This window comes from Luteimonas dalianensis, from assembly GCF_049339425.1.
GTDB classification, from domain to species: Bacteria; Pseudomonadota; Gammaproteobacteria; order Xanthomonadales; family Xanthomonadaceae; genus Luteimonas; species Luteimonas dalianensis.
The window spans coordinates 70,910-89,686 of sequence record NZ_JBMPPO010000001.1 but is presented as its reverse complement, the minus strand read 5'-3'; the positions used below and the strand labels follow the sequence as shown (position 1 = coordinate 89,686).

Genomic DNA, 18,777 nt, shown 5'->3' with positions numbered 1-18,777 from the left:
CTACCCCTTGAGCAGATCGATGTCGGCGACGTTGATCGTGCGCCGGTTGCGGAACAGCGACACCAGGATCGCCAGGCCGATCGCCGCTTCGGCGGCGGCCACCGTGAGGATGAAGAACACGAACACCTGTCCCGAGGCCTCGCCGAACTCGCGCGAGAACGCCACGAAGTTGATGTTGACCGAAAGCAGCATCAGCTCGATCGACATCAGCAGCACGATCACGTTCTTGCGGTTGAGGAAGATCCCGGCGACGGAGATGCAGAACAGCACCGCGCCCAGCACCAGGAAATGCCCGAGGGCCAGGCCCTCGCCCAGGAAACTCATGGCTTGCCCTCCCCGGCCGGAGCCTGGCCGTCTGCGGGCACGTCGCGCGTGCTGCGCGTCGCCTCCGCCTGCATCTTCACCATGCGCAGGCGCTCGCCGGCGGTGGTGCGGGACTGTTCGCCCGGGTTCTGGCGCTTGGTGCCCTCGCGGTTGCGCAGGGTCAGCACCACCGCCGCGATCACCGCCACCGTCAGGATCAGCGCGGCGATCTCGAACGGCAGCAGGTAGTCGGTGAACAGCGTGTAGGCCACCCACGCGGTGTTCATCTCCTCGGCCATCCCGGGCAGCGCCTCGTACGGCGTGCTGCGGGCGCGCACGCCGATCACGGTGAGGATCTGCACCAGCATCACCACCGCCACCAGCAGGCCCACCGGCAGGTAGCGCACGTAGCCGTCGCGGACCGCGGCGATGTCGACCTCGAGCATCATCACCACGAACAGGAACAGCACCATGATCGCGCCGACGTAGACCAGGATCAGCGCCAGTCCGAGGAACTCGGCGCCGGCGATGATCCAGGTGCAGGCCACCGAGAAGAAGGTCAGCACCAGGAACAGCACCGAGTGCACCGGGTTGCGCACGCTGATCACGGCCACGGCGGCCATGACCGCGATCGCGGCGAACACATAGAAGGCGGGCAATACGAAGTCCATGGCTTACCTGTAGGCCGAGTCTGCGGCGCGGCGCTCGGCGATCTCGGGTTCGAGCCGGTCGGCGATCGCCAGGAGCTGCGGCTTGGTGACGATGTTCTCGCCGCGGTTTTCAAAGTGGTACTCGTGCACGTGGGTCAGCACGATCGAATCGACCGGGCACGACTCCTCGCAGAAGCCGCAGTAGATGCACTTGAACAGGTCGATCTCGTAGCGCGTGGTGCGGCGGGTGTTGTCCTCGCGCTGCTCCGAATCGATCGTGATCGCCAGCGCCGGGCACACCGCCTCGCACAGCTTGCAGGCGATGCAGCGCTCTTCCCCGTTGGGATACTTGCGCAGCGCGTGCAGCCCGCGGAAGCGCGGCGACTGCGGCACCTTCTCCATCGGGTACATCAGCGTGTACTTGGGCCTGACCATGTATTTCAGGGTCAGCCCCAGGCCCTGGAGCATTTCCAGCAGGAACAGGCTCCGGAACCAGCTTGCAAAGCGGCTCATCGCTGCACTCCTTCCAGGATTCCGAAGTACGCCATCAGCGCGGTCACCACGATCCAGGCGATGCTGATCGGGATGAACACCCGCCAGCCCAGGCGCATGATCTGGTCATAGCGGTAGCGCGGGAACGATGCACGGAACCAGATGAAGCAGCTGGCGAAGAAGAACACCTTCAGGAACAGCCACCACCAGCCCGGCCCCAGCAGCACCGACAGCACCGGCACGTCGGGCACCCAGGACGCCGGGATCGGCGAGAGCCAGCCGCCGGTGAAGAACAGCGCCGTGAGGAAGCTGATCAGGATCATGTTCGCGTATTCGGTCAGGAAGAACAGCGCGAACGCCGAGCCCGAATATTCGACCATGTGGCCGGCCACGATCTCCGACTCGCCCTCGACCACGTCGAACGGCAAGCGGTTGGTCTCGGCCAGGCCGGAGACGAAATAGATCACGAACAGCGGCAGCAGCGGCAGCCAGAACCAGCCGAAGAAGCCGCCCCCGCGATCCTGCGCCATGACGATGTCGGTCAGGTTCAGGCTGCCGGCGGCGATCAGCACGCCGACCAGCGAGAAGCCCATCGGGATCTCGTAGCTGACCATCTGCGCGGCCGAGCGCATGGCGCCGAGCAGGGCGAACTTGGAGTTGGAGGCCCAGCCGGCCAGGATCACGCCGTACACGCCCAGCGCGGTCATCGCCAGCAGGTACAGCAGGCCGGCGTTGGCGTTGGACAGCACCAGCTGGGAGTCGAACGGCACCACCGCCCAGGCCGCGAACGCCGGCACCAGGGCCAGCATCGGCGCCAGGAAGAACAGCACCGGGTTGGCCTGGGTCGGTCGGATGATCTCCTTGAGCAGGAGCTTGATGACGTCGGCGATGGTCTGGAACAGGCCCTTGCCCACGTACATCGGCCCGTGGCGGATGTGCATCCAGCCGATGAGCTTGCGCTCCCACACCACGTAGAACGCCACCGCCAGGATCACCGGCACCGCGATGGCCAGGATCTTGAGTACGATCCAGATCACCACGCCGATCGCGCCCAGGCCCATCAGGGCCTCGTGCAGCGGCGCCGTCCATTGAGAAAGAAGCTGTGCAGTGTTCATGCCTGCTGCACCTCCACGCGGCCGGCCACCAGGGCGGCGGTCGCGCCGTAGCCGCGCTCGACCCAGGCAGAGCCTGCGGCAACGCTGCTGCTGACCGACACCTTGAGGGTGGCGGTGCCGGCGTGGTTGGACACCTTCGCCATGGCCTGGTCGGCCACGCCGATGCGCTGCGCGTCTTCGGGGTTCAAGGTGACCTGCGGCCCGAGGGTCAGCGGATGCGCCTGCAGCGCGGCGGCGCGGCGGACGACCGCGTCGCTGCGGTAGATGGCCGGCGCCGTGGCCAGCTCCAGGCCGTCGCCGGAGTCGGGCACGCGCGCCTCCTGCGCCGCGGCCGGTGCCGCCGTGGCGGCCTCCATGCCCGCACGCAGGCCGGCGATGTCCATGAAGCCGAACCCGTCCAGCCCCAGCTCGGCGCCCAGCGTACGCAGCACCCGCCAGCCGGCGCGCGCCTGGCCGGGGAGCTTGGCGCCCGCCATCGCCTGCTGTTCGCGCCCGTCCAGGTTGGTCAGGGTCGCGTCGATCTCGGGCAGTGCCCCGATCGGCAGGATCACGTCCGCCACCGCGCGGGTGGACTCGCATGCGAACTGACTGAACGCCACCACCTGTGCCCCCTTCAAGGACTTCAGGGCCTGCGCCTGGTCGGCGAAGTCCAGCCCCGGTTCGATGCCGTACAGCACGTAGGCCGAGCACGGCTGCTCCAGCATCGCCCGCGCATCGCGCGAGATGGGCAGCACGCCGGCATTGGCCAGCCCAAGCGCGTTGGCGCCCTGCGGGATGCGGCACAGCGCGGCGCCGGTGGCCGAGGCCAGCGATTCGGCCGCGCTGCGGATCGCCGCGGCGTGCGGGCCGGCTTCGGCCAGCGCGCCCACGATCACCGCTGCGCGGTCGCCGTTGCGCAGCGCGCCGGCCAGCTCGCCAGAGCCCAGCGCGTCGGCGAGCCTGGACGGCGCCACGATCTGCTTGCCGGCGATGTCGAAGGTGAATTCGAAATCGACCGGGTTGACCACGTGCACCTTCGCGCCCTTGCGCCAGGCCTGACGCACGCGCTGGTGCAGCAGCGGCACCTCGTGGCGCAGGTTGGAGCCCACGATCACGATCACGTCGGCGCTGGCGATGTCGGCCACCGGCATGCCGAAGGCCGCAGCGGCGCCGGCACCGGCCGGATCCACCTGGCCGATGCGATGGTCGATGTTGCCGGTGCCCAGGCCCCTGGCCAGGCGCGCCAGCAGCGTGCCCTCCTCGTTCGAGGTCGCCGGGTGCGCCAGCACGCCCAGGTCGTCGGCGGCGTTGTCGCGCAGGATCTGCGCGGCGCGTGCCAGCGCCTCGTCCCAGCTGGCCTCGCGCCAGCCGTCGCCTTCGCGCAGCATCGGCGCGGTGGCACGGTCTTCGGCGTACAGGCCCTGGTGCGAATAGCGGTCGCGGTCGGACAGCCAGCACTCGTTGACGTCTTCGTTGTCACGCGGCACCACGCGCATCGCCTCGCCGCGGCGCAGGTGCACGAACAGGTTGCTGCCCAGCGGGTCGTGGTAGCCCAGCGACTGCCCGGCGACCAGCTCCCACGGACGCGCCCGGAAGCGGAACACCTTGTTGGTCAGCGCGCCCACCGGACACACGTCGATCACGTTGCCCGACAGCTCGGTGGTCAGCGGCTTGCCATCGTAGGTGCCGATCTGGCGGTTCTCGCCGCGGTACATGGTGCCCAGCTCGTGGGTGCCTGCGATCTCGTCGGTGACCCGCACGCAGCGCGTGCAGTGGATGCAGCGGGTCATCTCGGTGGCCACCAGCGGGCCCAGATCCTCGTCGGGCACCGAACGCTTGCGCTCGACGAAGCGGCTGACCGAGCGGCCGTAGCCCAGCGACAGATCCTGCAGCTCGCACTCGCCGCCCTGGTCGCAGACCGGGCAGTCCAGCGGATGGTTGATCAGCAGGAACTCCATCACGTTGCGCTGCGCCTTGAGCGCCTTGTCGCTGCGGGTGGAGACCTTCATGCCGTCCATGACCGGCGTGGCGCAGGCCGGCGCCGGCTTGCCCATCTTCTCCACCTCGACCAGGCACATGCGGCAGTTGGCCGCGATGGACAGCTTGTCGTGGTAGCAGAAGCGCGGGATCGGGATCCCGGCGCGGTCGGCGGCCTGGATGATCATCGAGCCCTTGGGCGCGGCCATCTCCACGCCGTCGATGAAGACGGTGACGTGGTCGGGCGGCAGGTTCGGGTTGACGGGCTGCGCGCTCATGCCACCTCCGCCTTCGGCACCACGGTGCCATTGCGCTCGTCGTCCACAAGGAAGCGCCCGTTGACGATCCTGTATTCGAACTCGTCCCAGAAGTGGCGCAGGAAGCCCTGCACCGGCCACGCCGCGGCCTCGCCGAAGGCGCAGATGGTGTGGCCCTCGATCTGGCCGGCGGCGGCCTTCAGCACGTGCAGGTCATCCACCGTGGCCAGGCCGTCAACCACCCGGGTGATCATGCGCCACATCCAGCCGGTGCCCTCGCGGCACGGAGTGCACTGGCCGCAGCTTTCCTGCATGTAGAAGCGGGCGATGCGCTGGCAGGCGCGCACCATGCAGGTGGTGTCGTCCATCACGATCACCGCGCCCGACCCCAGGCCCGACCCCGCCTTCTGCAGCGCGTCGTAGTCCATGGTCAGGCCCATCATGGTGTCGCCCGGCAGCACCGGCATCGACGAACCGCCCGGGATCACGCCCTTGAGCTTGCGCCCCGGGCGCAGGCCGCCGGCGGTTTCCAGCAGTTCGGAGAACGGCGTGCCCAGGCGGATCTCGTAGTTGCCCGGCTCCTGGATATGCCCGGAGACCGAGAAAATCTTGCAGCCACCGTTGTTGGGCTTGCCCAGGTTGAGGAACCACTCCGAGCCGTTGCGGATGATCGCCGGCACCGAGGCGAAGGTCTCGGTGTTGTTGATCGTGGTCGGACGCCCGTAGAGGCCGAAGTTGGCCGGGAACGGCGGCTTGTAGCGCGGCAGGCCCTTCTTGCCTTCCAGCGACTCCATCAGCGCGGTTTCCTCGCCGCAGATGTAGGCGCCCGCGCCCAGCGCGTTGTAGATGTCGATATCGACCCCGGAGCCGAGCACGTCCTTGCCCAGCCAGCCGTGCGCGTAGGCCTCGGCCAGCGCCTCTTCGATGTGCTCGAACGGCTCGTGGTGGAACTCGCCGCGCATGTAGTTGTAGGCCACGCTGGAACCGGTGGCGTAGCAGGCGATCGCCAGGCCCTCGATCACCGAATGCGGGTTGTAGCGCAGGATGTCGCGATCCTTGCAGGTGCCCGGCTCGGACTCGTCCGAGTTGCACAGGATGTACTTCTGCATGCCCGACTCCTTGGGCATGAAGCTCCACTTCAGCCCGGTCGGGAAGCCTGCGCCGCCGCGGCCGCGCAGGCCGGACTGCTTGACCATCTCGATCACGTCGGCCGGCGGGATCTTCTCCTCCAGCACCTTGCGCAGCGCGCTGTAGCCGCCGGTCCTGAGATAGTTCTCGTACGACCACGGCTTGTCGAAGTGCAGCGTCGTGTAGACGGCCTGGTGCTCCTGCGGAGCCGGGCCGACCGGCCCGTAGCCTTCGGAAACCTTGGGGGTGTGATGCGCCATCTCGCTTCGACTCACTTCAGTCCGTCGAGCAGCTCGTCCACCTTCGCGGTGGTGAGCTTCTCGTGGTAATGGCCGTTGATCAGGACCACCGGCGCGCCGCAGCAGGCGGCCACGCACTCTTCTTCGCGCTTGAGGTACACGCGGCCGTCGGCGGTGGATTCGCCCAGCTTGGCGCCCAGCTTCTGCTCGGCGTGCGCGACAAGCTTGTCGGCGCCGTTGAGCCAGCAGCTGATGTTGGTGCAGAAGGCGACATTGTGGCGGCCGACCTCTTCCAGCACGAACATCGAGTAGAAGCTGGCCACCTCGTACGCCCACACCGGCGGCAGATCCAGGTACTTCGCCACCGCGGCGATGATCTCGTCGTTGAGCCAGCCGCCGTTCTGCTCCTGGGCGGCGAACAGCCCCTGGATCACCGCCGAGCGCTTGCGGTCGGGCGGGAACTTGGTGACCCAGTGGTCGATGGTGGAACGGGTGTCGTCGCTCAGCACGACCATCGGGTCGACGTTGCGCGCGTTCTCGAAATTGCCGGTTGCTTTCATTGCCTTACCTGTCGATCTCGCCGAACACGACGTCGTAGGTGCCGATCATGGCCACCACGTCCGACAGCATGTGTCCCTTGACCACCGTGTCCATCGACGACAGGTGGGCGAAGCCGGGGGCGCGCAGATGCACGCGGAACGGCTTGTTGGCACCGTCGGAGACCAGGTAGCAGCCGAACTCGCCCTTGGGCGCCTCGACGGCCTGGTAGGTCTGTCCTTCCGGTACGCAGTAGCCCTCGCTGAAGAGCTTGAAGTGGTGGATCAGCGCTTCCATGTCGTCCTTCATCTCCTCGCGGGAGGGAGGCGCGACCTTGAAGTTGTCCACCATGACCGGGCCGGGGTTGGCCTTCAGCCACGCCACGCACTGCTCGATGATGCGCGCGGACTGGCGCATCTCGGCCACGCGCACCAGGTAGCGGTCGTAGCAGTCGCCGCCGGTGCCCACGGCCACGTCGAAGTCGACTTCGGCGTACTTGGCATACGGCTGCTTCTTGCGCAGGTCCCACTCCACGCCGGAGCCGCGCAGCATCGGGCCGGTCATGCCCCAGGCCAGCGCCTGCTCGGGCGGGATCACGCCGATGCCGACGGTGCGCTGCTTCCAGATGCGGTTGTTGGTGAGCAGGGTCTCGTACTCGTCCACCCGGCTCGGGAAGTCCTTGGCGAAGGCCTCCAGGTAATCCAGCATCGAGCCTTCGCGCCATTCGTTGAAGCGCTTGAGCTTGGCGCCCTTGCGCCACGGCGACTCGCGGTACTGCGGCATGCGGTCAGGCAGGTCGCGGTAGACGCCGCCGGGGCGGTAGTAGGCCGCGTGCATGCGCGCGCCGCTGACCGCCTCGTACACATCCATCAGCTCTTCGCGCTCGCGGAAGGCGTACAGCATCACCGCCATCGCGCCCAGGTCCAGGCCGTTGGCGCCCAGCCACATCAGGTGGTTCAGGATCCGGGTGATCTCGTCGAACATCGTCCGGATCCACTGCGCGCGCTCGGGTGCCTCGATGCCCATGAGGGTCTCGATGGCGCGCACGTAGGCATGCTCGTTGCACATCATCGACACGTAGTCGAGGCGATCCATGTAGCCGATCGAATGGTTGAACGGCTTGGATTCGGCGAGCTTCTCGGTGCCCCGGTGCAGCAGGCCCACGTGGGGGTCTGCGCGCAGGACGGTTTCGCCCTCCATCTCCAGGATCATGCGCAGCACGCCGTGCGCGGCCGGATGCTGCGGGCCGAAGTTCAGCGTGTAGCCGCGGATCTCCTGCTCGGGCGACGCGATGTCGCCGCGGGAAACCGCGCCGGGGAAATCGGGTACCGCACTCATTTCACTGCTCCTGCATCGGCCGGGCCGATGCCGGGGGCCGGACTGTAGTCGCCCTCCTCGCCCAGCGAGGTGGCGTAGCGGGCGTCGTCGCGGATCACCCGCGGCACGGTCACCCGCGGCTCGACCGAGGTCACCGGCTCGTACACCACGCGCTTGCGCTCGGGGTCGTAGCGCACCTCGACGTTGCCGATCAGCGGGAAGTCCTTGCGGAACGGATGGCCGACGAAGCCGTAGTCGGTCAGGATCCGGCGCAGGTCCGGATGACCCTGGAAGACAATGCCGAACAGGTCGAACGCCTCGCGCTCGTACCAGTCGGACACCGGCCAGACGCCGGTGATCGAATCCAGCATCGGCAGCGCGTCGTCCGGCGCGAACGCGGTCACCCGCATGCGCAGGTTGTGCTGCACCGACAGCAGCTGCACCACCGCGGCGAAGCGGCGCTCCGGCTCTGCCACTGCACCCTCGCCCGCCGGCTGCGGCATCTGCTGACTGGGCTGCTGGCCGAAACGGAACCGCCCCGGGCCGCGCCCGACCACGCCGCGGCTGTAGCCCTGCGAGGACACGCCGGTGTCCCACTCGTCGGTGCCGTAGCCCAGGGTGTCCACGCCGCACAGGTCGATCAGCTGTTCAAAGCCGAACTCGTCGCGCAGCACCCGGCAGCCTTCCTGCCAGGCGGCGGCCGGGAACTCGATTCCGACCTCGGCGCGCGAGCCGTCCACGCTCACGGTTGCCTCGCCGAAGCGCTCGCGCAGGCGCTCGGCCAGGGCGGCATGCCGGTCAGCCATTGCGCAGCCCCGTCTTGTTCTCGCCGAAGTTGGAGGCGCGGCGGATCTTGCGCTGCAGCTGCAGGATGCCGTACACCAGCGCCTCGGCGGTGGGCGGGCAGCCGGGAACGTACACGTCCACCGGGATCACCCGGTCGCAGCCGCGCACGGTCGAGTAGGAGTAGTGGTAGTAGCCCCCGCCGTTGGCGCAGCTGCCCATCGAGATGACCCACTTGGGATCGGTCATCTGGTCGTACACCTTGCGCAGCGCCGGGGCCATCTTGTTGACCAGGGTGCCGGCCACGATCATCACGTCCGCCTGTCGCGGCGAGGGACGGAAGATCACGCCGTAGCGATCCATGTCCATGCGCGCGGCGCCGGCATGCATCATCTCCACCGCGCAGCAGGCCAGGCCGAAGGTCACCGGCCACATCGAGCCGGTGCGCGCCCAGTTGAGCAGGGTGTCGGTGTTGGTGGTCAGGAAGCCCTGCTCCAGCAGCGGGTTGTCGCCCTCCGGCCGCAGGATGTCATCCACCCGGCCATCGGGCAGCGGGTTGCTGGCGAAGTCCGAGACCTTCTGGATCGCGCGCGTCACTCCCATTCCAGGGCTCCCTTCTTCCACACATAGATGAAGCCGAGCAGCAGCAGGCCGGCAAAGATCCCCATCTCCACCAGCCCGACCATGCCCAGGTCGCGGAACACGGTGGCCCACGGGAGGATGAAGATGATTTCCAGGTCGAAGACGATGAACTGGATGGCAATGAGGTAGTAGCGCACGTCGAACTGCATGCGCGCATCGTCGAACGCATCGAAGCCCGATTCGTAGGCCGACAGCTTGGCCTCGCTCGGACGCTTGGGCCCCAGGGCCCAGCCGATCAGCAGCAGGGCGATCCCGATACCGACCGCGACGATCAGGAACAGCAGGGTGGGCAAATATTCGGCCAGCACGTTGTTGTTCTCTCGGCTACCGGCCGCACCGCGGCCGTTGCTGGGCGCCTTGGCGCCGGGTCGCCTGTCCGGGCGTGGCCGGATGGCGAAAAAAAACGGATCCGGGGTTACCGATCCAGTGCGTCAATTGTAACTAATTATGAACTGGCGAGTAAACGATCCCGAAGCCCGAAACCACTTCAAAAAAAGCCCCGCGCGTGGCGGGGCCGTTGTTCCGGGGCGTGCTGCGCTCCGGCCATCTGCTTGGTGCCCAAGAGGGGACTCGAACCCCTACGACTCTCGTCGCTACCACCTCAAGGTAGTGCGTCTACCAATTCCGCCACCTGGGCATGATTCTGCGCGCCGGGAGCGCGCCGCCGGGACTTGCCCGGTCAGTTGCCTCCCTGCTCTTCTTCCACCGGCTGCGGCGCGGCCGGCACGCTGGATCCGGCCGGCTCGCCGGCCGGCGCCTGCGGCACCGCGGAGTCCGCCGGCGGCACGGGCACGGCCGGCGCTGCCGGCGTGGCGTCCTGGGGCGCTACCGGGATCGAACCCATCAGCCCCATGTCCTGCTGCGCCTGCACCTGGGTGGCGTTGCGGGTCGCGTACCAGGCCATCGCCAGGGTGATGACGAAGAATGCGATCGCCAGCCACTTGGTGGCCTTGGTCAGGAAGCTGGCCGAGCCGCGCGCACCGAACACGGTGGCCGAGGCGCCGCCGCCGAAGCCGGAGCCGGCCGCCGCGCCCGATCCCTTCTGCATGAGGATCAGCACGACCATGGCGATCGAGACCAGGACGAACAGGATGTTGAGGATGTACAGCAGCATCGGATTGGATCCGTTGGTTTCAGCGCGCCGCAGCGTCGATGATGGCGAGGAAATCGGCGGCCGCCAGCGAGGCGCCTCCGATCAGTCCGCCGTCCACGTCCTGCTGCGAGAACAGCGCGGGGGCATTGTCGGGTTTGCAGCTGCCTCCGTACAGGATCGGCAGCAAGCCGGAGATTGTAGCATCGCGGCGGGCCGCCTCGCCACGGATGAATGCATGGACGTCCTGGGCCTGCCCGGGGGTGGCGGTCAGGCCGGTTCCGATCGCCCAGACGGGCTCGTAGGCCACCACTGCGCCTTCCAGGGCCTGGTCGCCGCAGGCGTCGAAGACGGGATCGAGCTGGGCGGCGATGACGGCCTGGGTGCTGCCGGCCTCGCGCTCCTCGCGCGACTCGCCCACGCACAGCACCGGGACGAGGCCGGCGGCCTTGGCGGCGGCGAATTTGCGCGCCACCAGCGCGCTGTCTTCACGGTGGTACTGGCGTCGTTCGGAGTGGCCGACGAGGGTGTGGGTGGCGCCGATGTCCTTCAGCATGGCCGCGGAAACTTCGCCGGTGTAGGCGCCCTTGGCGTGCTCGCTGACGTCCTGGGCGCCAAAGGCGATACCTTTCTCCGCCCATTCAGCGGCAAGGGCGGCCAGGTACGGGAAGGGAGGCATGACGATGGCCTGGACGTTCTTCGGCAGCTCGGCGCCGGCCAGTTCGCCCACCAGCGCAGCGGCGAAGTCGCGGTCGCCGTTCATCTTCCAGTTTCCAGCCACGATCCTTGGGCGCATGTCGTCTCCAGCAAAGCCTCGGGGGCGCCAATTCTAGCCCTCGCGGGGATATTTCGCTCCGATCTCGGTTCCGGAGCGGGAAGCTCAAGTAGGCGCCGATGGCAATGCCTGGCTTCGGTTGGACGCCGCGACCTCCCGGCGAGGCTTCGGTTGGACGCCGCGACCTCCCGGCGAGGGGGTATCGCTTTTCGCGCGGCAAGGCGTCGTGCCTTGACGCGCGCGCAATACATCCATGTATTGCTTGTCGCGATACCCCCTCGCCGGGAGGGCGCGGCTCACCCCATCCGGGATTTCGGTGCTTCGGTGTGGAACAGCCCGGGTTTTCTCGCTCCACCCGCAGTCAGGCTTCTTGCACCATCCGGAGCCTCGCTCCGCCGTGGCCGGGAGGCCTTTGCGCGTAAGTAAAGGAGGAGGCCGTAGCGCAGCGAAGGCCGGGGGACATGGAGCGCAAAGGCCTGCCGGCCGCGGCGGGGCCCGTCAGGGCCCGACGAAGTCCATCACGCCACCACTAGCCTCACCAGCCTCCGACGAGAGCCTATCCCGCAGCGGCCAAGGCTCGCCGGGCCGTGACGGAACCCGACCTACGTTGCAAGCGGGCTTCGGCTACGGCGCGGTGTCCGAAGCCACGCGGTGCCGCCTGTATTCACGCAGCTTCGCGCGCATCGCGCGCTCCTACTTGAGCTTGATTTCGCGCAGGCGCTCTTCGAGGAAACCCTGTGCGGTGATGGGCTCGGGGTTGCGGTTGGGGTTATCGGGAGTGATGCACGAGGGCAGCACTTCGATCAGGAAGTCCGGATTCGGATGCAGGAAGAACGGCACCGAGTAGCGCGCCTTGCGCGCTTCCCCGCCCGGCGGGTTCACCACCCGGTGGATGGTCGACGGATACACGTGGTTGGTCAGCCGCTCGAGCATGTCGCCGATGTTGACCACGATCGTGTCCGCGTCCGAGGTGAACGGCACCCACCCACCGTCGCGGGACTGCACCTCGAGCCCCGCCGCGCTCGCCCCCACCAGCAACGTGATGAGGTTGATGTCGCCATGCGCGCCCGCCCGGACGTTGGGAATGTCATCGGCCGTGATGGGCGGATAGTGGATCGGCCGCAGGATCGAATTGCCGTAATCGGTCTTGTCCGCGAACCAGTCCTCCGGCAGCCCGATGTGCAACGCCAGCGCCGACAGCACCCGCGACCCCAGCGCATCCAGCGCCTGGTACAGCCCGTAACCGTGCTCGCGGAAACCCGGCACCTCTTCCGGCCACTGGTTGGGCGGCATGACGTCGCGGTGCGGAAAATCGTCCGGCACCTCACGGCCGATGTGCCAGAACTCCTTCAGGTCGAAGTGCTTGGAACCCTTGGCGGTCTCCACCCCGAACGGCGTATAGCCGCGCGCCCCGCCGCTGCCCGGCACGTGGTACTTCAGCTTCGTTTCCTCGGGCAGGGCGAAGAATGCCTTGAACGAATCGTAGGCGGCATCGATGTCCGACTGCGCGATGCCGTGGCCGTTGATGCCCGCGAAACCCCATTCGCGGTAGGCCGCGCCAAGTTCGGCCACGAAGGCGTCTCGGTCAGTGTCGAAGCGGCGGATGTCGAGGGTGGGGATGCGGGGGGACATGCTGCTCTCCGTGAAGGGTCAGGCCGCCGCCGCGCGCACCGCGGCGGAAAGCTCATCGAGGGTTTTCTGCATCAGCGCGGCGTCGTCGGCTTCCACCGTCACCCGCACCACCGGCTCGGTGCCCGAAGGGCGCAGGAACGCGCGTCCCCTGCCCTGCACGGCGGCCTGAGCCTCGGCCAGGGCCTGCTGCACCTGCGGCGCCTCCACCGGACGGGCGCCGTTGCCGTAGCGCACGTTGACGGTCTTCTGCGGCACCTTGTCCAGGCCCTGCAGCGCCTCTTCCAGGCTGATGCCGCGGCGCTGCAGCACTTCCAGTACCTGCAGCGCGCTGACGATGCCGTCGCCGGTGCTCGACCTGTCCAGGCACAGCAGGTGGCCGGAGGCCTCGCCGCCGAGCACGCCGCCGTGTTCGAGCAGCGCCTGGTGCACGTAGCGGTCGCCCACCTTGGCCCGGATGAAGCCGATGCCGCGCTCATCGAGCGCGCGCTCGAAGCCGTAGTTGGTCATCAGGGTGCCGACCACCGGCCCTGCCAGCCGTCCGGTTTGCTGCCAGTCGCAGGCGAGGATGTAGAGCAGGTCGTCGCCATCGACGATGCGGCCGTCGCGGGCCACGAACAGCACCCGGTCGCTGTCGCCGTCGAAGGCGACCCCCAGCTCGGCGTCGGTTGCGGTGACGCGTTCCACCAGCGCCTGCGGGTGGGTGGAGCCGACGCCGTCGTTGATGTTCAGCCCGTTCGGCTCGATGCCGATCGCATCCACCCGCGCGCCAAGCTCGCGCAGCACCAGCGGCCCGACCTCGTAGGCGGCGCCGTTGGCGCAGTCCATGGCGATGCGCATGCCGTCTAGGTCGAAGCCGCGCGGCAGCGAGTTCTTGCACGCCTCCAGGTAGCGGCCGATCGCGTCGCGGGTGCGTACCGCCTTGCCCAGCTTGTCCGATTCCACTGTGCGGAACGGCTGATCCAGCGCGGCCTCGATCGCCAGCTCGGTGGCGTCGTCGAGCTTCTCGCCCTCGGCGGAGAAGAACTTGATGCCGTTGTCGTAGTGCGGGTTATGCGATGCGGAGATGACGATGCCGCCGTCGGCGCGCAGCGAGCGGGTCAGATGGGCGACTGCCGGCGTGGGCATCGGCCCCATCAGCTGCACGTCCACGCCCGCGGCCACCAGGCCCGCTTCCAGCGCGGCTTCGAACATGTAGTTGGAGATCCGGGTGTCCTTGCCGATGATCACCAGCGGCTTGCGCCAGGCTCCGTCGCCCTCGTGCAGGGCGTGGCCGTAGGCGTTGCCCAGGCGCAGCACGAAATCCGCCGAGATCGGCGATTCGCCCACCCGGCCGCGGATGCCGTCGGTGCCAAAATACTTCCGGCTCATGCCACGGCCTCCGCGTCGGACACCGCCGCGGGCTGCTTCATCAGCATCGCCAGCAGGCGGGCGATGCGCTCGCGCAGTTCGCGGCGGTCGCAGATCTGGTCGATGGCGCCGTGCTCGACCAGGAACTCGCTGCGCTGGAAGCCCTCGGGCAGGGTTTCGCGCACGGTCTGCTCGATCACCCGCGGGCCGGCGAAGCCGATCAGCGCCTCCGGCTCGGCGATGTTGATGTCGCCGAGCATCGCAAAGGACGCCGACACCCCGCCGGTGGTGGGATGGGTCATCACCGAGATGTACGGCAGGCCCGCGGCGCGCAGGCGCCCGAGCGCGGCCGAGGTCTTGGCCATCTGCATCAGCGAAAACAGGCTCTCCTGCATGCGCGCGCCGCCGCTGGCGGAGAAGCACACGAACGGGCATTCCAGCTCGAGCGCGCGCTCGGCGGCCAGGGCGAAGCGCTCGCCGACCACCGAACCCATGGAGCCGCCCATGAAGGCGAAATCGAACGCGCAGGCAACGATCGGGTGCTGCTTGAGCGTGCCTTCCATCGCCACCAGCGCGTCACGCTCGCCGGTGGCCTTCTGCGCGGTGCGGATGCGGTCGGAATACTTCTTCTGGTCGCGGAACCGGAGCACGTCGGTGGGCCCGAGCGAGGCGCCGATCTCGGCGCCGGCGCCCGGATCCAGGAACCCGCGCAGCCGCGCCCGCGCGCGGATCGGCCGGTGCGCATTGCACTTGGGGCACACCTCCAGGTTCTGCTCCAGCTCGGGGCGGTACAGGATGGCGCCGCAGCGGTCGCACTTCTCCCACAGGCCCTCGGGCACGTTGCGTTTGCGCGGCGCACCGGTCTCGGTGCGGATCGTTCCGGGCATCAGTTTCTTGATCCAGCTCAATGGGTTCCCATCCGTACTGTCAGCGGGTGGCGGCAGCGGTCGCGCCGCGGTGGCGCAAGTCTAGCAGGCAGCCAGTCGCCCCTGCGGCTCCGGCCGTCCTTGAAAAGTGCGCCCCAGGCCCTTGATTTTCAAGCGTCCAGGGCGTGTCGAAGCGGGGCCAGGAACGCGCCTGCGGCATCAGCCGCATCCTCTGGAGTCGTCGCCTTTTCCATCGCGGTGACCAGCGCACTGCCCACCACCACCCCGTCCGCGTCCGCCGACATTGCCCTGGCGCTGGCCGCGTCGCCGATGCCGAAACCCGCGACCACCGGCACGCCCGCCGCGGCCCGGATCGCCCGCAGCCGCTGGCCGGCCGCGGCGGGATCCAGCCGTTCCGACGCGCCGGTAACCCCGGCAAAGTTCACGTAGTACAGATAGCCGCCCGCGCGTTCGCACAGCATCCGCAGGCGCGCCTGGCCGGTGGTCGGGGACACGAGCAGGATCAGCGCCAGGCCGGCGGCTTCGAACGCCCCGCCCACCTCCGCCGCCTCCTCCGGCGGCAGGTCGACCAGCAGCGCCCCGTCGATGCCGGCATCCGCAAGCTGCGCGGCATAGCGTTCGGCCCCGCGGATCTCGACCGGGTTCAGATACCCCATCAGCACCACCGGAGTATCCGCGTCATCGGCCCGGAACCGGCGCACGCACGCCATGATCCAGTCCAGGCTCGCCCCGCGCTCCAGCGCCCGCTCCGAGCTGCGCTGGATCGTTGGGCCGTCGGCCATCGGATCGGAGAACGGCACGCCCAGCTCGATCACGTCCGCACCCGCGGCCACCAGCGCGTGCATCACCGGCACCAGCGCCTCCAGCGAGGGGTCGCCGGCGGTGATGAACGGGATCAGCGCCTTGCGCCCCTGCCCGCGCAGCGCCGCGAACCTGCGATCCAGGCGGCTCATACCTCCACCCCTTCGCGCGCGGCGATGGTGTGCACGTCCTTGTCGCCGCGGCCGGACAGGTTGCACAGGACGATGCCGTCGCGCGGCAGCTCGCGCGCCAGCTTGATCGCCTGGGCCACGGCGTGACTGGACTCGAGCGCGGGCAGGATGCCCTCGGTGCGGGCCAGGGTGTGGAACGCGGCCAGCGCCTCCGCGTCGGTCACGCCCGCGTACTCGGCGCGCCCGGTGTCCTTGAGGAAGGCGTGCTCGGGGCCGACGCCCGGGTAGTCCAGGCCGGCCGAGATCGAATGGGTTTCGGTGACCTGGCCGTCGTCGTCGCACAGCAGGTAGGTGCGGTTGCCGTGCAGCACGCCCGGCCGGCCGGCGCTGAGCGAGGCCGCGTGGTGGCCGCTGTCGATGCCCTCGCCCGCCGCCTCGGCACCGACGATGCGCACGCCGCGGTCGTTGAGGAAGGCGTGGAAGATACCGATCGCGTTGCTGCCGCCGCCCACGCAGGCGGTGACCGCGTCCGGCAGCCGGCCGTACTGCTCCAGCAGCTGCGCGCGCGCCTCGCGCCCGACCACCGCGTTGAAGTCGCGCACCATGCGCGGGTACGGGTCGGGCCCGGCCACGGTGCCGATGATGTAGAAGGTGTCGGCGACGTTGGTCACCCAGTCACGCATGGCTTCGTTGAGCGCGTCCTTGAGCGTGGCCGAGCCGGAGGTCACCGGCACCACCCGGGCGCCAAGCAGCTTCATCCGATACACGTTGATCTTCTGGCGCTCGATGTCGGTCGCGCCCATGTAGACCACGCACTCCAGGCCCAGGCGCGCGGCCACGGTGGCGCTGGCCACGCCGTGCTGGCCGGCCCCGGTCTCGGCGATGATCCGCGGCTTGCCCATGCGCGCGGCCAGCAGCGCCTGGCCGATGGTGTTGTTGATCTTGTGCGCGCCGGTGTGGTTGAGGTCTTCGCGCTTGAGCAGGATCCGCGCGCCGCCGGTTTCCTCGCTCAGCCTGCGGGCGTGGTAGACCGGGCTGGGCCGGCCGACGTAGTGCTTCAGGTCGTGGTCGAACGCGGCCATGAAGGCGGGGTCGGCCCGCGCCGCGTCATAGGCCGCGGCCAGCTCTTCGAGCGGGCCGATCAGGGTCTCGGCCACGAAGCGGCCGCCAAAACGCCCGAAGCGCCCTTGGGCGTCGGGCCAGTCGTTGTAATCGATGTGGTTGGTCATGATTGTCGTGCAGTGTCGCCGATTTCCTGGCAGTCGGCCCGCCGTACCTCTTCCACGAAGCGCCGCATCAGCTCTCCGTCCTTGATCCCCGGGGCGCTTTCAATGCCGCTGGCCACGTCCACGCCCCAGGGCAACGTCGCCAGCGCGGCGTCGAAGACATTGTCCGGGTTGAGCCCGCCGGCCACCAGGTACGGCATCTCGCCGCCCACCGGCAGCCGCGACCAGTCGAACCGCTGCCCGGCCCCGGGCGCCACGCCGCCGCCGTGGGCGTCGAACAGGAAGCCCGACGCCGCGGGCCAGCGCAGCCGCAGCCGGCCCATGTCCACCGGCCCCGGCTCCCCGCCCATCGGCACGCCCTTGATGTAGGGCACGCCGAAACCGCGGCAGAACGCGTCGTCCTCGTCGCCGTGGAACTGCAGCAGCGACGGGCGTACCTGGCGCACCACCTCGCGCACCTCGGCCTGGTCGTTGCCGCTGAACACCGCCACCGGAGTCACCATGGGCGCCAGCGCCACGCGCATGGTACGGGCCTCTTCCGGCTCCAGCCGCCGCGGGCTGCCGGCGGCGAACACGAAGCCGACCGCGTCCACGCCCAGCTCGCCGGCCAGGCGCACGTCGCCCGGGCGGGTCATGCCGCAGAACTTGATCCGGGTGCGGAACAGCACGCGCGTCACTGGCTCACTTCTCCTGGCAGGTTCCACTGCCCACCGTACAGCGGGCCGATGAACAGCAGCCCCGCCGCCCGCGCGGTCGGGCCGGCAACGGTGCGGTCGCGGGCCTGGAGCAGCGCGCCGATCCAGCCTTCCGCCTGCTCGCCGGCGCCCACCTCCAGCAGCGAACCGACGATGTTGCGCACCATGTGGTGGAGGAAGGCGTTGGCCTGCACGTCGACCACGACCTCGTCGCCATCGCGACCCACGGCGATCTTATGCAGATTGCGGCGGGCGTGCGGGGCCTGGCAGTGCACGGTGCGGAAACTGGAGAAATCCTGCTCGCCCACCAGCGCCTGGGCGGCGCGGTGCATGGCCGCGGCGTCCAGCGGACGCCGCTCCCAGGACAGGTACTGGCGATGCAGCGCCGGGCGCACCGCGCGGTTCAGGATCCGGTAGCGGTAGCGGCGGGCGTGGGCGGAAAAGCGGGCGCTGAAGTCGTCTGCGACCGGCACGCACCAGCGCACCGCGATGTCCCGCGGCAGGTGGCCCATGGTGCCCAGCACCCAGGCGCGGTCGCTGCGCCCGGCGTCGCTGTCGAAGTGGGCCACCTGGCAGCGCGCGTGCACGCCGGCATCGGTACGGCCGGCGCAGACGGTTTCCACCGGCGCGTCGGCGACCCGGGACAGGGCCTGCTCAAGCGCCGCCTGCACGGTGGGCGGCCCCGGCTCCCCCGGCTGGCTCAGCCGCTGCCAGCCGTTGAACCCGGTGCCGTCGTACTCGACGCCGATCGCGTAGCGCATGGCCGGCCGGCTG

Annotated in this window: 20 protein-coding genes and 1 tRNA gene; all 21 read right to left on the bottom strand. The window is 69.0% G+C overall.

Features of this window, described 5'->3' with window-relative positions:
- The gene (gene nuoK, locus ACOZ90_RS00455) at positions 1-324 is read right to left on the bottom strand and encodes an NADH-quinone oxidoreductase subunit NuoK (protein WP_422891667.1); all 324 of its coding nucleotides are present in this window, start codon (positions 322-324) and stop codon (positions 1-3) included.
- The gene (locus tag ACOZ90_RS00450) at positions 321-974 is read right to left on the bottom strand and encodes an NADH-quinone oxidoreductase subunit J (protein ID WP_422891666.1); all 654 of its coding nucleotides are present in this window, start codon (positions 972-974) and stop codon (positions 321-323) included. Before ACOZ90_RS00450 ends, nuoK begins: the two co-directional genes overlap by 4 nt.
- Before the next feature lie 3 nt (positions 975-977).
- Positions 978-1,466, bottom strand: coding sequence for an NADH-quinone oxidoreductase subunit NuoI (gene nuoI / locus ACOZ90_RS00445; protein WP_422891665.1), 489 nt, complete (start codon positions 1,464-1,466; stop codon positions 978-980).
- Entirely contained in the window at positions 1,463-2,560 is a 1,098-nt protein-coding gene (nuoH, locus tag ACOZ90_RS00440; protein WP_422891664.1) for an NADH-quinone oxidoreductase subunit NuoH, read from the bottom strand. Before nuoH ends, nuoI begins: the two co-directional genes overlap by 4 nt.
- Positions 2,557-4,794 carry an NADH-quinone oxidoreductase subunit NuoG gene (nuoG, locus tag ACOZ90_RS00435; protein ID WP_422891663.1) on the bottom strand — a complete coding sequence of 746 codons (2,238 nt, stop codon included), beginning with the start codon at positions 4,792-4,794 and terminating at the stop codon, positions 2,557-2,559. Before nuoG ends, nuoH begins: the two co-directional genes overlap by 4 nt.
- Positions 4,791-6,161: an NADH-quinone oxidoreductase subunit NuoF gene (gene nuoF, locus ACOZ90_RS00430; RefSeq protein ID WP_422891662.1), complete on the bottom strand. Its 1,371-nt coding sequence runs from the start codon at positions 6,159-6,161 to the stop codon at positions 4,791-4,793. Before nuoF ends, nuoG begins: the two co-directional genes overlap by 4 nt.
- Before the next feature lie 11 nt (positions 6,162-6,172).
- Entirely contained in the window at positions 6,173-6,700 is a 528-nt protein-coding gene (nuoE, locus tag ACOZ90_RS00425) for an NADH-quinone oxidoreductase subunit NuoE (RefSeq protein ID WP_422891661.1), read from the bottom strand.
- 4 nt (positions 6,701-6,704) lie between these two features.
- On the bottom strand, positions 6,705-8,015 hold the full coding sequence (locus tag ACOZ90_RS00420; protein WP_422891660.1) for an NADH-quinone oxidoreductase subunit D: 1,311 nt from the start codon (positions 8,013-8,015) through the stop codon (positions 6,705-6,707).
- Positions 8,012-8,800 carry an NADH-quinone oxidoreductase subunit C gene (locus ACOZ90_RS00415; RefSeq protein ID WP_422891659.1) on the bottom strand — a complete coding sequence of 263 codons (789 nt, stop codon included), beginning with the start codon at positions 8,798-8,800 and terminating at the stop codon, positions 8,012-8,014. Before ACOZ90_RS00415 ends, ACOZ90_RS00420 begins: the two co-directional genes overlap by 4 nt.
- Positions 8,793-9,380, bottom strand: coding sequence for a NuoB/complex I 20 kDa subunit family protein (locus ACOZ90_RS00410; RefSeq protein ID WP_422891658.1), 588 nt, complete (start codon positions 9,378-9,380; stop codon positions 8,793-8,795). The genes ACOZ90_RS00415 and ACOZ90_RS00410 overlap by 8 nt, the downstream gene beginning before the upstream one ends.
- A complete protein-coding gene (locus tag ACOZ90_RS00405) occupies positions 9,371-9,727 on the bottom strand; it encodes an NADH-quinone oxidoreductase subunit A (protein WP_422891657.1) in 357 nt (118 codons plus the stop codon). Before ACOZ90_RS00405 ends, ACOZ90_RS00410 begins: the two co-directional genes overlap by 10 nt.
- Positions 9,728-9,971: 244 nt before the next feature.
- A tRNA-Leu gene (locus tag ACOZ90_RS00400) sits at positions 9,972-10,056 on the bottom strand.
- A gap of 42 nt (positions 10,057-10,098) precedes the next feature.
- On the bottom strand, positions 10,099-10,533 hold the full coding sequence (secG, locus tag ACOZ90_RS00395; RefSeq protein ID WP_422891656.1) for a preprotein translocase subunit SecG: 435 nt from the start codon (positions 10,531-10,533) through the stop codon (positions 10,099-10,101).
- 19 nt (positions 10,534-10,552) lie between these two features.
- The gene (gene tpiA, locus ACOZ90_RS00390; protein ID WP_422891655.1) at positions 10,553-11,305 is read right to left on the bottom strand and encodes a triose-phosphate isomerase; all 753 of its coding nucleotides are present in this window, start codon (positions 11,303-11,305) and stop codon (positions 10,553-10,555) included.
- 672 nt (positions 11,306-11,977) lie between these two features.
- Positions 11,978-12,916, bottom strand: coding sequence for an isopenicillin N synthase family dioxygenase (locus ACOZ90_RS00385; protein WP_422891654.1), 939 nt, complete (start codon positions 12,914-12,916; stop codon positions 11,978-11,980).
- 18 nt (positions 12,917-12,934) lie between these two features.
- Positions 12,935-14,284, bottom strand: coding sequence for a phosphoglucosamine mutase (gene glmM, locus ACOZ90_RS00380; RefSeq protein ID WP_422891653.1), 1,350 nt, complete (start codon positions 14,282-14,284; stop codon positions 12,935-12,937).
- The gene (gene accD, locus ACOZ90_RS00375) at positions 14,281-15,171 is read right to left on the bottom strand and encodes an acetyl-CoA carboxylase, carboxyltransferase subunit beta (protein WP_422891652.1); all 891 of its coding nucleotides are present in this window, start codon (positions 15,169-15,171) and stop codon (positions 14,281-14,283) included. Before accD ends, glmM begins: the two co-directional genes overlap by 4 nt.
- 128 nt (positions 15,172-15,299) lie before the next feature.
- A complete protein-coding gene (trpA, locus tag ACOZ90_RS00370) occupies positions 15,300-16,103 on the bottom strand; it encodes a tryptophan synthase subunit alpha (protein ID WP_422891651.1) in 804 nt (267 codons plus the stop codon).
- Entirely contained in the window at positions 16,100-17,311 is a 1,212-nt protein-coding gene (trpB, locus tag ACOZ90_RS00365) for a tryptophan synthase subunit beta (RefSeq protein WP_422891650.1), read from the bottom strand. The genes trpA and trpB overlap by 4 nt, the downstream gene beginning before the upstream one ends.
- Complete coding sequence (locus ACOZ90_RS00360; protein ID WP_422891649.1) at positions 17,308-17,985, bottom strand: phosphoribosylanthranilate isomerase; 678 nt, start codon at positions 17,983-17,985, stop codon at positions 17,308-17,310. Before ACOZ90_RS00360 ends, trpB begins: the two co-directional genes overlap by 4 nt.
- Positions 17,982-18,764 (bottom strand): tRNA pseudouridine(38-40) synthase TruA, encoded by a 783-nt coding sequence (gene truA, locus ACOZ90_RS00355; protein ID WP_422891648.1) that lies wholly within the window; start codon positions 18,762-18,764, stop codon positions 17,982-17,984. The genes ACOZ90_RS00360 and truA overlap by 4 nt, the downstream gene beginning before the upstream one ends.
- Positions 18,765-18,777: the final 13 nt, after the last annotated feature.